The organism is Prevotella sp. (assembly GCF_051059605.1).
GTDB lineage: Bacteria > Bacteroidota > Bacteroidia > Bacteroidales > Bacteroidaceae > Prevotella.
The window spans coordinates 2,727,373-2,740,584 of sequence record NZ_CP050883.1 but is presented as its reverse complement, the minus strand read 5'-3'; the positions used below and the strand labels follow the sequence as shown (position 1 = coordinate 2,740,584).

Annotated in this window: 11 protein-coding genes and 1 pseudogene; 4 read left to right on the top strand and 8 right to left on the bottom strand. The window is 35.8% G+C overall.

The window, feature by feature from the left end:
• The first annotated feature begins 23 nt into the window (after nucleotides 1-23).
• Nucleotides 24-254 (top strand): hypothetical protein, encoded by a 231-nt coding sequence (locus tag HEQ28_RS10790; protein WP_434502297.1) that lies wholly within the window; start codon nucleotides 24-26, stop codon nucleotides 252-254.
• A gap of 993 nt (nucleotides 255-1,247) precedes the next feature.
• A complete protein-coding gene (gene dusB / locus HEQ28_RS10785) occupies nucleotides 1,248-2,237 on the top strand; it encodes a tRNA dihydrouridine synthase DusB (RefSeq protein ID WP_434502295.1) in 990 nt (329 codons plus the stop codon).
• A gap of 10 nt (nucleotides 2,238-2,247) precedes the next feature.
• Here the strand turns inward: dusB and HEQ28_RS10780 are convergent.
• The 4 genes and pseudogenes from HEQ28_RS10780 to HEQ28_RS10765 all read right to left on the bottom strand — a co-directional run bounded on the left by HEQ28_RS10780 (nucleotide 2,248) and on the right by HEQ28_RS10765 (nucleotide 5,927).
• Nucleotides 2,248-4,168 (bottom strand): annotated as a pseudogene (locus HEQ28_RS10780) (heavy metal translocating P-type ATPase).
• A 155-nt stretch (nucleotides 4,169-4,323) separates the two neighbouring features.
• Nucleotides 4,324-4,806 carry a hypothetical protein gene (locus HEQ28_RS10775; RefSeq protein ID WP_434502293.1) on the bottom strand — a complete coding sequence of 161 codons (483 nt, stop codon included), beginning with the start codon at nucleotides 4,804-4,806 and terminating at the stop codon, nucleotides 4,324-4,326.
• A gap of 130 nt (nucleotides 4,807-4,936) precedes the next feature.
• Nucleotides 4,937-5,428: a hypothetical protein gene (locus HEQ28_RS10770; protein ID WP_434502291.1), complete on the bottom strand. Its 492-nt coding sequence runs from the start codon at nucleotides 5,426-5,428 to the stop codon at nucleotides 4,937-4,939.
• 19 nt (nucleotides 5,429-5,447) lie between these two features.
• Nucleotides 5,448-5,927, bottom strand: coding sequence for a hypothetical protein (locus tag HEQ28_RS10765; RefSeq protein WP_434502289.1), 480 nt, complete (start codon nucleotides 5,925-5,927; stop codon nucleotides 5,448-5,450).
• A gap of 390 nt (nucleotides 5,928-6,317) precedes the next feature.
• Here HEQ28_RS10765 and HEQ28_RS10760 point away from each other — a divergent pair, with 390 nt between their 5' ends.
• Nucleotides 6,318-6,755 (top strand): GatB/YqeY domain-containing protein, encoded by a 438-nt coding sequence (locus tag HEQ28_RS10760; RefSeq protein ID WP_434502288.1) that lies wholly within the window; start codon nucleotides 6,318-6,320, stop codon nucleotides 6,753-6,755.
• A 473-nt stretch (nucleotides 6,756-7,228) separates the two neighbouring features.
• On the opposite strand, the gene HEQ28_RS10755 is transcribed toward HEQ28_RS10760, so the two are convergent.
• On the bottom strand, nucleotides 7,229-7,846 hold the full coding sequence (locus HEQ28_RS10755) for a Type 1 glutamine amidotransferase-like domain-containing protein (RefSeq protein ID WP_434502286.1): 618 nt from the start codon (nucleotides 7,844-7,846) through the stop codon (nucleotides 7,229-7,231).
• Between the two features lie 603 nt (nucleotides 7,847-8,449).
• Here HEQ28_RS10755 and HEQ28_RS10750 point away from each other — a divergent pair.
• Nucleotides 8,450-9,130 carry a CPBP family intramembrane glutamic endopeptidase gene (locus tag HEQ28_RS10750; protein WP_434502284.1) on the top strand — a complete coding sequence of 227 codons (681 nt, stop codon included), beginning with the start codon at nucleotides 8,450-8,452 and terminating at the stop codon, nucleotides 9,128-9,130.
• A gap of 244 nt (nucleotides 9,131-9,374) precedes the next feature.
• Here HEQ28_RS10750 and HEQ28_RS10745 read toward each other — a convergent pair whose 3' ends face one another.
• The 3 genes from HEQ28_RS10745 to cysS all read right to left on the bottom strand — a co-directional run bounded on the left by HEQ28_RS10745 (nucleotide 9,375) and on the right by cysS (nucleotide 13,139).
• The gene (locus tag HEQ28_RS10745; RefSeq protein WP_434502282.1) at nucleotides 9,375-9,971 is read right to left on the bottom strand and encodes an ABC transporter; all 597 of its coding nucleotides are present in this window, start codon (nucleotides 9,969-9,971) and stop codon (nucleotides 9,375-9,377) included.
• A 173-nt stretch (nucleotides 9,972-10,144) separates the two neighbouring features.
• Nucleotides 10,145-11,065, bottom strand: a complete 921-nt coding sequence (locus tag HEQ28_RS10740) for an ATP-binding cassette domain-containing protein (RefSeq protein WP_434502280.1) — start codon at nucleotides 11,063-11,065, stop codon at nucleotides 10,145-10,147.
• A gap of 583 nt (nucleotides 11,066-11,648) precedes the next feature.
• Entirely contained in the window at nucleotides 11,649-13,139 is a 1,491-nt protein-coding gene (gene cysS / locus HEQ28_RS10735; protein ID WP_434502278.1) for a cysteine--tRNA ligase, read from the bottom strand.
• Nucleotides 13,140-13,212 lie beyond the last annotated feature (73 nt).

Below are 13,212 nucleotides of genomic sequence, written 5' to 3'. Positions count from 1 at the left end.
TAAACAAATCAGCAAAAAGAAAAGTGCGAACATTAACTAATGATAAATCTATTCCGTGTTCTCTGTTTATCGCATGGGACAAGTATTGCGGAAAAAGAAAAGACAAAAGCAACATTTGGTTGAATCATCTAGATGAGAAAAATTATAAAGGTCGCAGATTTTCCTTAGACTATGTAGATCACCTTGGCGGTTATGCCGTAGGCTATACTGCATTCGTATTTGCAATAACATACATAATCGAATATCTTGATTAGTTACACCTCTTCAACATTATAAATGTTTATGGCAAGAAATAATAACAGATTATGGTTGGTATAAAAATGACAACATATATCTATTGGTGTTTGGCAGATATTATCACAGGATTGTTAATCCTGATTGTTCCCAACTTTATCAAATTTTTCAGAACATATAAAAGACGAAATCGTATATGTCTGGGCATATATTTTTTATGTCTGGGCGTGCTAACAATTATGATTAATATAATTGTCATACTAAGTGCTCTTTCATTTGGGGTATTTTATATTTGGTTAAATCATCTAGATGAGAAAAATTATAAAGGTCGCAGATTTTCCTTAGACTATGTAGATCACCTTAAAGGTTATGCAGTAGGCTATGTTGCATTATTATTTACAATAACATACATAATCGAATTCCTTTTTGATTAGTTAAACCTCTTCAAAATTATAAATGCTTATAGCAAGAAATCAAAACAGATTATAGTTGGTATAAAAATGACAACATATATTTATTGGTGTTTGGCAGATATTATTACAGGATTGTTAATCCTGGTTGTTCCCCATTTTAGCCGATTTTTCAGAACATTTAAAAGACGGAGGCGTATATGTCTGGGCATATATTTTTTATGTCTGGGCGTGTTCACAATTATAATTAATATAATTGTCATACTAAATGCTCTTTCATGTGGGGTCTTTTATATCTGGTTAAATCATCTAGATGAGAAAAATTATAAAGGTCGCAGATTTTCCTTAGACTATGTAGATCACCTTGGCGGTTATGCCGTAGGCTATACTGCATTTGTATTTGCAATAACATACATAATTGAATTCTTTTTTGATTAACTAAACCTCTTCAATCTTATAAATGCTTATGACAAGAAATCAAAACAGACTATGGTATTTACCCCGATAACAAATAAACCCATACTATTAAAAGAAATTGTGAGCAATCCGAATATTTATTATTCGTTGCTAGGATAGAAAAATTGTTGTAACTTTGCACGCTGTATGAAGATAGGAAATATTGATTATGGCAACCGCCCTTTGTTTCTTGCTCCGATGGAGGATGTAACAGATGTAGGATTTCGCATGCTTTGCAAGCGATATGGTGCCGCTATGGTGTACACAGAATTTGTAGCTGCAGAAGCCATAATACGAAGCATTAAGGCAACTCTAAGCAAGATGACTATCAACGAAGAAGAACGACCTGTAGGTATTCAGATATATGGTCGTGACGTGGAGTCAATGGTAGAGGCTGCTAAGATAGTCGAACAAGTGCATCCTGATGTTATCGATATTAACTTTGGGTGCCCTGTCAAGAAAGTTGCTGGTAAGGGTGCCGGAGCAGGAATGCTAAAGAATATACCTTTGTTGCTTGACATCACACGAAACGTTGTGAAAGCTGTAAATACTCCCGTCACAGTAAAAACAAGACTTGGATGGGACAACGATGATCTTATTATCCCCGAACTTGCTGAACAGTTGCAGGATTGCGGTATTCAAGCTCTTACCATACACGGACGCACACGCAGTCAGATGTATACCGGTGAAGCAGACTGGACATTGATTGGCAAAGTAAAAAACAATTCAAGAATAAACATACCTATAATCGGAAACGGAGATATCACTAATCCAGAAGAGGCAAAACGTGCCTTTGACGAATATGGTGTAGACGGAGTGATGGTAGGAAGGGCTACTTTCGGCAGTCCTTGGGTATTTAAGGAAATGAGAGAATATCTTGATGGCATCACAGACGGCTCAAATCCACTATCATTAGATGACAAGATTGATATTCTTGAAGAGCAACTGAAAATCAATGTTGAGCGAATTGATGAATACCGTGGAATCGTTCACACTAGAAGACATCTTGCTTCTAGTCCGATATTCAAAGGTATACCAGACTTCAGACAAACACGTATAGCGATGCTTAGAGCTACAAAGATGGACGAGCTGATGACTATACTTGAAGATTGCAGAAAGATATTAAAAGAACAATAAAAGTGGGATATTAAATCCCACTTTTTTTCGTTAAGAATATGCGTGTACTGTTCATAACAGCAAGCAATGCTACTCCACTGTCGGCAAATACAGCTTCCCATAAATTTGCCACGCCAAACACTCCAAGTATCATCACAATAAGTTTTACACCGATGGCAAGAATTATGTTCTGATAAACAATTCTTCGCGTTCGCTTACCTATTGCCACAGCCTCAGCAACCTTTCCTGGTTCATCGGTCAGAATTACTACATCAGCTGTCTCAACAGCCATATCAGAACCCATGGCTCCCATTGCCACGCCTACATTACTAAGTGCCAACACTGGCGCATCGTTAATTCCATCACCAACAAAAGCCACTTTCTTTCCTTGTTCTTTAAGTGCAGAGATATGCGAAACCTTATCTTGTGGTAGCAGATCACCAAATCCTGTTACGTGTAGCTTACCATCTTTGTTAAGGTCAGACACTAGCTTATCTATCAATGCCTGCTTGTCACCACTCAATATCTGAACTGTTTCTACTCCTTGTCTTTTCAGCCTTAGAGGAAGATTTGCAGTATCACTTTTTGGGGTATCAGCAAGTAATATATATCCTTGAAACTGTCCTTCTTTGGCTACAGCAACTATTGTTTCCGGTATAGTGTTTAGTGACTTGTCATAGTCAACTCCGTTGTCACGTAACAATTTCAAAGTTCCTATAAGCATATTGCCATAAGCCACTCCTGCACCAGGAATATTTCTAAGTAAAGAGTCATCTATAGACATGTTATCTTTACCAGCATATCTTGTTATTGCCGAAGCAATAGGATGACTGCTGAACGATTCTACCGCAGCAACGACAGCCATATCATCTTCTGAAATACCAACAACCTGCTGCACTTTGAATTCGCCTGTTGTGAGAGTTCCTGTCTTATCGAATACCACGGCATCTAGATTTGCGATAGCATCAAGATAATTGCTTCCCTTGAAAAGTATTCCTCGTTTACTAGCCGCACCTATGCCACCGAAATATCCTAAAGGAATACTTATAACCAATGCACACGGACAACTGATAACAAGGAATACAAGCGCACGCTTGAACCACTCTGAGAACACATAGTCATAGGTTGTACCAAAAGATATGAGCCAAGGAATAACAACAACGAGTACCGCAAGCAGTATCACTACAGGAGTATATATATGGGCAAACTTATGTATGAATGTCTCTGTAGGCGACTTGCGGTTTGCGGCCTCCTCTACCATTGACAAGATTCTGCTTATTGCACTCTCGGCAGAGATGCGTGTCACTGCGATACGTATCACGCTATCTGTAGCGATCATTCCTGCCATAACGTCCATTCCCGTCTCAATAAGTCGTGGCACAGACTCACCAGTTAGTGCAGCAGTATTCATTGATGCTGCAGCAGTAACTAGTTTGCCATCCAAAGGTACACGTTCTCCTGGTCTCACCTCAATAATATCATCAATATTCACCTCTTCAGGCTTAACCTCTTTATACTCCTGCCCCACTACTTTTCTTGCCATATCCGGACGAAAAGCAACAAGACTCTTTATGTTGTCACGAGCCTTATCCACAGCCTTATCCTGCAAAGCCTCGCCAATAGAGTAAAGCAACATCACAGCCACAGCCTCAGGATATTCGCCAAGAGCGAATGCTCCTATCGTGGCAACAGACATAAGCATAAACTCACTGAAGAAGTCGGTATCGTCGACGATTGCTTCCCAAGCTTCTTTCATTACAGGAAGTCCTACTGGCATGAAAGCTATCACATACCATACAAGTTTGAATGTGTTGTTTTCAAACATATTCACCCCCTTAGCATTAGCAATCATACCTACTACAAGCATAACGGCAGACATTATAATCTGCCAAAGTGCCATTCCCTCTTCTTCATGCTCATGACTATGCATATTTTTTTCTTCCATAATTAATCTTATTATTGTTTTCGAGGGCAAAGGTATGGAAAAGGAAATACAACCTGGTTGCAAAGTCACATTGAGGTTTTCACTTGATCATCATAATGTATAATCCATTGTATAAAATATTCTAATTTTTCTATATGCATAACAACCAAGTAAAATTAAGCATTAATGATTTCTGGCAGAAGCCGCAGGTCTGTACTCGAATAGACGATTATGGAAATCACTCTTGGTTACAGACAGTCTGTTATATAGCTTTTTAGCACGGATTTCTTCTAAAGTATAGCGTGTAGCTACCTGCCACTTTATGGCATAAATGTAACAGGTGTCCTTGAGGTTGAATATGTGTGGATCGACAAATAATACTGAATCTGGTTGTGTACGGCAATAATTTGATAAAATCACTTTTTCTCCATGAACGTAAACTACAGTAGTGTCATCTGGCTGAATTCCAGTAGTATCTTCGAAATGTTTACCCCAGTACATCCAACAACTATCAAGATTACTGGACTCTGTTAGATCAATCAGCAAAGTGTCATTTGTGCAATTTCTGATACCATAAGCTGATTTCGTATCAAAAATACAAGAATTAAGTATAAAACATATTGTTAATAGAAGGAACCATATTTTGCTCGTTGTTTTTATGTTCATAAGTTATACATATTTAAATAGTAATTACATATCCCCCGTTGAATCTTGGTACAAAGGACCCGATAAACATCTAGCATTTCAACTCAAAATTAGTGGGGGTAAATTATTCTTTTGTCAATCTTATCAATAATTAATGCTCAACAGAATTCAAGTATCTTATATTTTTATCAAGTTTTCCAGCAGTGTTCTTTGTGACAATCCATCTACAAAATATTTTGTGTGTGCGAATTTCATCCCATGAATACCTCTTTGCATTTCCCAATTTTATTAAAAAAAAATAACAAGTATCTTTATCTTGAAACAAGTAGTTGGCATTTATTGCACATGTAGAGTCTGGATATACAAAAGAATCACCACGAGCAAATGTTCCTTTCCACAGAGAAATATCAGTAGTATCGAAATCGCTATTTGCAAGTATATTATAATTCGGATTTACAAGAAATTCCACACTATCAACATTATCGTAGTGGGACGCACCAATAAATAGTGTGTCATTCGTACAATTCTTGAATATTGCATCAACTCTTGAGTCAACTATCGGTATACAAGACGATAATACACTAAGAATTATAAGTGTTACCCCCAATAGATTTGTATATTTCTTATCTATATTCATCATCATAACCAAGTAAAATTAAGCATTAATGGCTTCTGGCAGACTCCTCAGGTCTGTACTCGAAATCCTGATTATTATTGAAATCCTTCTTGGTTACAGCCCGTCTGTCATATAGCTTTTTTGCACGGATTTCTTCCAGCGTATAATGTTTTGCTATTTGCCATTTTATGGCATAAATATAACACGTGTCGTTACCGAGTGGATAGAGATATCCCGATATAGTATCAGGTAACGTATAGAAACAACTTGCGATAATTACTTTTTTCCCATGTATGTAAACTACAATAGTATCCTCTGGGGCAGGTCTGGCTGTATCCTCAGGCTGTTTACCCCAGTACATCCAACCATCAAGAGTGTCAGACTTTGTTAGTTGTATAAGAAAAGTGTCACTTGTGCAATTTCTGACAGTATAACCTAATGGTTTCGTATCAATAATACATGAACCAAATATAACTGAAATTACAGACACTAAAACCAAAATCTTACCTAATTTTCTTGTGTTCATAAGGTATGCATATTTAATATTTCAGCTTAAAATAAATCATATTATTGTTTATCATGACAAACGTACCATGGCGTATATCTTTGATGGATTTATAGAAAGAAAAATAACCACCATCCATTTCTGACAGAATTGCATTAAAAACTCCGATCTCAATACTATCCTTATTATTTGCTTTTGCAAATGTAACAAAAAAACACGAAACTATTATCCAAATTATAAGAGATATTCCATAAGTATAGAGACAAAATTGCCTAATTCAAGCAAAAGTAAACTTATATCCTAGCATTATACTAAATAATATGACAAACAAGCGCGTTTTAAAGACATAAAATAGTATCTTTGGCACTGTTTTTGCACATAAACGTGAAGACACATAAAATATATAAGCTTATGTATAACAGTGAAATTAACAAGATGATCATGACTTCAATGAAGTCTGGTGAAAAAGAGAAGGCTGCAGTTTACCGCCTTCTTAAGAGTGAGTTTCTAAAGTTCACAACCGCGAAAAACGCAAAACCTCTAGACGATGCCGCAGAGATTCAGATTATACGCAAAATGGTGAAGGAACGCCAGGAGAGCGAAAAGATATATCTGACTAACAACCGCCAAGATCTTGCCGACAACGAAAAGGCTGAATATAGCATTTTAGAGACCCTGCTTCCTCAGGCTCCTTCAAATGACGAAATAGATGCTTTCATCAAGTCTTCATATCCTGACGGAATTGAGCAGAAGCAGATGGGTGCTGTAATAAAAGAAGTAAAGGAAAAATGGAGTTCTGCTGACGGCAAGGTTGTTTCTGATCTTGTACGTTCACACATAACAAAATAATATTCTCGTTTCATGGAGACATGAAAAAATATGGGCTGACATATTACAATATGTCAGCCCATAATATTTCCGCGATTATAATATTATAAAGTCGAGAAAATGTACCTAAAACTTAAACTTTTCTATCAAGGAACTCCAAAAGCCACATATTGAAATCCATGTCAGCAGATGTACCCTTTGATTCATCTCCATTACTCGTTAAAAGTAGATTATCTTTATTCATAATTATTTGTTTGTTTAAAATCAACTGCAAATATAACATTATTTACGAGATATCAAACACTTACTACCACTTGTTTTTTATAAAATATGTGCAATCGTTTACACAATGAGTCAAAAACACACTAAATAAACCGTCTTATTAGGTCCTTAAATTAGGTTCATCCGACAAATCGGTTGACACATATGATTCAACCGATTTGCCGGATGAACCTTTATTAATCTCGGTGGCTATAAAGCATGATTTCTACAACTTATTTTGTGGCTATATTTACTTCTGTCCCTTCAATTAATATAGCTTGAGAATTACTAATTGGATATAACGACAATTCCGATTCATATTTAGAAATTGTTTTTTCCACAGCTTTCTTAAATGGAAAATTGCCAAAATGAGGCAGCGGGTAAAAATCAATTATGTTTAATGACGAAAATGTATCCAATTCTGTCGCGACTTTGCTATCATCTAAACCTTTCGCATATTCTACATTTGGAGATACAATCATTGCTCCTGCCGATTCTCCTATATATATCTTGCCAGACTCTATCTGCTCTTTTATTATCTTATCAGCCCCTTGTTTTCTTAATTCCTGAAGTAAAAAGAAAGTATTTCCTCCTGACACATAGATATAATTATTCTTTCTCAACTTATCTGCTATTTCTAAATTGGTCAGTTTCGTTAGTTCCAATTCATCTACAATCATTCCCAATTTTTCAAATGCTTTCTTAGCCGAACCTACATAAAAGTTAATCTTTTCTGGAAGGCTTGCTGTTGGGATAAAACTAACCGTTTTCCCTTTGATATCTTCTTGTGCAAAATCTTGAAATAGATCTGCTACATCATTAAAAGATGATGATAAAAATAATTTCTTCATAATTGATATATTTAATTAATGTGAGTTCGACGAATTTTAAATCCTTAAAACTTTAGTTATCTGCGTAAAGTTACCACCCCTAGTGGTAACGACAAAGAAACACAAACAAGATTCGCAATAATCAAGGAGGACAAAGTTACTTAAATATTTTTGTATAACAAATTACTTTTACATTTTTTATGCCATGATATAATACTTACGACTGTCATTAAGAATATCAAGGATGAGAAGCTTTTGATGTTTATAGAGCATTATAATAGTTGAGTTATCTGTCCTATTAGTATCTTTTACTCCGCTTGGCTATAATACTATAGCTAGGAAAAGTTAAGTTATGTTATGTTTAACGTTTTAATCACAACATAATTCCGATTATTTTAAAAAAAATCTAATTTTGTAATATCTTCATGACCTAGGTGATCAGTCACTGGGGTACTAAGCCTAATGTGTTGAGCGAGGCAAGTAATGATACTATACATGAAAAAGGCGTTAATTACACACTTTATTCTCTGGCCATTAAAAAGTCAAGATTAGCCATGATCAGTTAAATCAATAGAAAATCCATACCAATTTACGTGTATGGGTTTCCTCTTAAAACATTTTTAAATGATAAAAAATATCCCTGACGTATTAAAAAAAGTATTATACTGGTTTTCTGTATTACTTTTTATGATTTTAGAGCTTGCTGGACCAGTAATGATATTAGTCATCATGAGAAAAATTTTTCATATTTATTTATATGGAGAAGAAGATACTTTATTAGCTCTTGTCGTTATAAGCATTACCACTTTAGCTATCGTGTTTGCACTTAATAAATTTGAAAATACAAATTTCTTGCATTTTCCAAAATTAAGAATACAACCACTGATCGTAAGCATTATATTCGGTGCTTTGATGTGGACTTTTAGTCATTTTTATAATGCTATATTGTTTCCTGAGCTGCATAATGAAACTATTAGGAGTTTTTATGGGTTAGCCTATTATATTCTTTGTCCTTTTCTTGCAGCGATAACGGAAGAAATGTTTTTTAGAGGGTGGCTGTTAGGCTATATGGAGAAAAAGTCATTCTCTAAGATAACCATTACTCTAACAATCTCAACAGGTTTCTTCCTTTTTCACTGGATTCCTTTTAACCCAATATATCTTCGTATAGATACATTTATCCTAAGTATTCTTACTTGTTGTATGTTTTTTAAGACCAGAGATTTACGTTACAGTATACTTATCCATTTGACAGCGAACTCAATTACCTCAATGACATTAATAATACCATATTTACTCAGATAATCTTTTCTAGTAATAATCTTAGATATAAGTAGTCCTATGCTTACTACTATTTAACATAGCTAATATTGCCCAATTTAAACTATGGTCAAGATGGCATGGAGTATATAGAAAAAACGACTTTAGAAACTACCCCGAAAGCATCAGATTTGATATTATCGCTAATTTCAAAAAATAGCACTCTTACGAGAAAGCAATTAGTTGATAAAACACGTATCACAGAGGATGGCGTGAAATGGAATTTCCCTTAGAATTTAGACAAAGAGCCAGACATCTTGGATTCTTTTAAGTAGTATTTCAAAACAACATAACCTAATGCCATCATGAGTAGATCATTGATAATTATGATGATATAGGCATTTACACTGATTGGGGCTTTTCCCCTTAAGAATAATTGGATGGTCGCATTAGCCTTGGCAAAAGGAAAGAGTATCGTCAATATCAGTTTCTTGTTTAAGAAAATAGCACCATAAGTAAGAATACCAAAAAGTATGGACGACACCATGCTATAGAAGTTTGAGATATTTTTGTATTTCAAGGCAAACGAGGCACAAGTAATACCAATGCCGATGAGTGAGAATATTGCGATAAAGAGCAATGGCAAAACATAAATCCATTGCAACATCATACTAAATTTCACATTTGGTACAAACAATAAACATAAGGATAAAGTAACCATTGATTCTATAATAGATAATATACTTACGGCAACTCCCTTTATTATCAGTAGGCTATAGAAGGAACGCGCATTAAGATATAACTGTTCCAAAGTACCTTGAGTGTTTTCCTTCATAATAGATTCTATAATGGCGATGAAACTATTATTGGTAATCAGCCAAATCATAAACGAGCTAACAAATATCGGTACATTTCCGGGATGCTTAGCGCAAAGAACATGGGATATGATTACGCTTAAAATTGCCCAGAAAAAGATATAAAATATAGTGTCAAACTTATATCGCAGTGCGATTTTACATGTCTTCTCAAATTCTTGGATAAATAAATTCAAATAGTATTTCATGGTTCTTTATTTAGATAGAAATTCGTAATGTTTTGATTCGCAGCCTCTACATAAACAATTTCGTGACCGGCATCATTCAATTTATGTATCTCTTCGCCTAATCGTAAAGATGAAACCGATATTTTGATGGTGCAATATTGGCTGCATGCGTCAATAACTTCTAAACCATCGTCGTTTATTTTATCAATATCCGGATGATTAATGCGTATGATAAAGGTGTCGTCACTTTCTCCGAATTCTTGTTTTTCAATCATCATACCACCCTGTAATTTGTATATCTGAGTGGCAGTATTTTCGATAAAACTAAAGTCATGGGAAGTGATGATAATAGATCTATTCGAAGTGAATTCAGGGCTTCTAAGGAATTTGCTCAAGTTGATACTGCTCTCCATATCAAGTCCAAGAGTTGGCTCGTCTAAGAAAGTCACAGGAGTGTTCATACTCAATGCGCATACAACAGCAACTTTCTGCTGCATACCTCTCGAAAGATTTTCTACCATTTCGCTCTTTTTCTCATACAGATTGAGTTTCTGAAGCAGATTAAGACTAGATTCCTTGATGGAGTCAAAGGGAATGCCTCTCAATGTGGCGAAATATTTAATATTTTCTAGTGGCGTTAGTTTATAATATAAGTTTCTACTCCCTTCAGACAGCAAAGAAAAAGTCTGGCTTTTTTCCTTCTTTGTCATAGTTTTCAACTCTTTGCCACAATAAGCGACTTGTCCTTCTTCGAAGTTCAGCAGATCGGTACATATCTTGATTAACGTCGTCTTCCCTGCCCCATTCGGTCCTAGAATAGCTGTCACACCATTGCCAAGTTCTAAATTTACATCTTTAAGGACTTCAATAGTACCAGAGGAAGTTTTATAAGACTTCTTCAAGTGCTCAACAGTAAGTATATTTTCAAATTGTTCCATCAATTTTATATAGTAAAATCTTGAGTAGTATTTTCCTTTGAAGTTTTTTAAAATGCACTCCTCATGATTATACACTCCTGACAATAAAGTTATATCTGCCAATTTAGTAGATTCTGCTCTATTTGACTACAAAACTATAACAATATAGTGAGATAATGTTTGGTTATGTTCTGTTTAACATAAATTTATCACAAGGAATAACACCTCAATAGAACCCAAGCCAAACTGTTTGTTCCAAGAGACGTTGGCAAACCAAACACAGCAAGAGTTGTCTCTTCATAAATTTAACAACAATAGTAAATACTATGTGCGCAAAAAAGCTACATTTTTGAGCATAACAATCATAACGTGCTCAAAAAAAGAGAATTTTTGAGCATGAGATTATCATATCTTTAAAAACACTTATCCGTATATGTTGAAAACGATGTAGCCATGTAAGCTAAAAGGCAAATAGAAATATCAATATATATGAATAAGAAGAACAAAACAGATGACATTTTGAGTCAACTCATTTATATAACAACAAAAACTGCCCCAAAGCGAATACTTTGGGGCAGTTTCTTATATTAAAACATCTAATGCTTTATTTGTTCAGTTTCCAAGTAACGCCGTCTTTGGTGTCTTTAACTTCAAAGCCTGCATTTGCAAGAGCATCACGTATCTGGTCGCTCGTAGCCCAGTCCTTATCAGTCTTAGCCTTTGTGCGAAGTTGAAGAACCATATCTACGACCTTTCCGTAAGCCTCTTCACGGGCATCATTGTTTGCACCCTTTTCGCTCTTCAAACCTAACAAGTCGAAAGCGAAGATATGCATTACCTCTGAAAGTTCCTTCAGACAATCAGCACAAATCTGAGCTTTATGATCTAGTAAGGTATTTACTAGATGACATGCCTCAAACAGATAACTGATAACAAGCGGAGTCTGCAAATCATCATTCATTGCGTCATAGCAACGCTGACGTAATGCCTTGACAAACTTCTCTGTCTCAGCGTCACATTCTTTAGAAACCTGAATACGATCTATGTCTGAAATACCATTCATCAGTCTCTCGTAACCTTTCTGTGCAGCAATCAACGCCTCATTAGAGAAATCAACTGTGCCACGATAGTGAGCAGAGAGGATAAAGAATCTTATAGTCATAGGAGTGTAAGCCTGAGTAAGACTCTCCTGCTTACCAGTGAAGAACTGTTCCAGAGTAATAAAGTTACCAAGACTCTTTCCCATCTTCTGACCATTGATGGTTATCATGTTGTTGTGCATCCAGTAGTGAACCATTTGATCACCCTGACTTGCTACAGCCTGTGCTATCTCACATTCGTGATGAGGGAAGACAAGATCCATACCTCCACCATGAATATCGAAATGACTACCTAAATATTTACGGCCCATAGCTGTGCACTCACAATGCCAACCTGGGAAGCCTACACTCCAAGGACTCGGCCAACGCATGATATGTTCAGGCTGAGCTTTCTTCCATAAAGCGAAGTCTACTTGATTATGTTTCTCGCTAACACCATTGAGTTCACGAGAATTATTTATCATGTCAGTGAGGTTACGACCTGAAAGAATACCATATTTATGATCTTTATTGTATTTTACAACGTCGAAATATACACTACCATTACTCTCGTAAGCATATCCGTTAGCAAGGATTTCCTTTACCAACTCTTCCTGTTCAATGATATGACCTGTAGCATGAGGTTCAATAGACGGTGGAAGCACATTCAGCGCCTCCATAGCATCATGATAGCGATTCGTGTAATACTGAGCTATCTCCATTGGTTCTAGCTGTTCAAGACGAGCTTTCTTCTCGATCTTGTCATCACCCTCATCAGCATCATGCTCAAGATGACCTACATCAGTGATATTGCGAACATATCTCACCTTGTAACCTTGATGCTTAAGATAGCGGAACAAGATATCGAAAGTTATCGCAGGACGTGCATGTCCAAGATGTGCGTCACCATAAACAGTAGGTCCGCACACATACATACCAACATTAGGAGCATGCAACGGTTTAAACAACTCCTTATGTCGAGTAAGAGTATTATAGATTAAAAAATTCTGTTCCATAACATATTTATATTACTAATGTGATTGCAAAGTTAATGCAAAATAGGGTAAAATCAAAATATTTCCCTCGTTT

Coding starts and splice junctions, on each gene's coding strand:
- HEQ28_RS10760 (WP_434502288.1), top strand. CDS start 6,318: ATGTATAACAGTGAAATTAACAAGATGATCATGACTTCAATGAAGTCT.
- HEQ28_RS10770 (WP_434502291.1), bottom strand. CDS start 5,428: ATGATGATGAATATAGATAAGAAATATACAAATCTATTGGGGGTAACA.
- HEQ28_RS10775 (WP_434502293.1), bottom strand. CDS start 4,806: ATGAACATAAAAACAACGAGCAAAATATGGTTCCTTCTATTAACAATA.
- HEQ28_RS10765 (WP_434502289.1), bottom strand. CDS start 5,927: ATGAACACAAGAAAATTAGGTAAGATTTTGGTTTTAGTGTCTGTAATT.
- dusB (WP_434502295.1), top strand. CDS start 1,248: ATGAAGATAGGAAATATTGATTATGGCAACCGCCCTTTGTTTCTTGCT.
- HEQ28_RS10740 (WP_434502280.1), bottom strand. CDS start 11,065: ATGGAACAATTTGAAAATATACTTACTGTTGAGCACTTGAAGAAGTCT.
- HEQ28_RS10750 (WP_434502284.1), top strand. CDS start 8,450: ATGATAAAAAATATCCCTGACGTATTAAAAAAAGTATTATACTGGTTT.
- HEQ28_RS10745 (WP_434502282.1), bottom strand. CDS start 9,971: ATGATTTGGCTGATTACCAATAATAGTTTCATCGCCATTATAGAATCT.
- HEQ28_RS10755 (WP_434502286.1), bottom strand. CDS start 7,846: ATGAAGAAATTATTTTTATCATCATCTTTTAATGATGTAGCAGATCTA.
- cysS (WP_434502278.1), bottom strand. CDS start 13,139: ATGGAACAGAATTTTTTAATCTATAATACTCTTACTCGACATAAGGAG.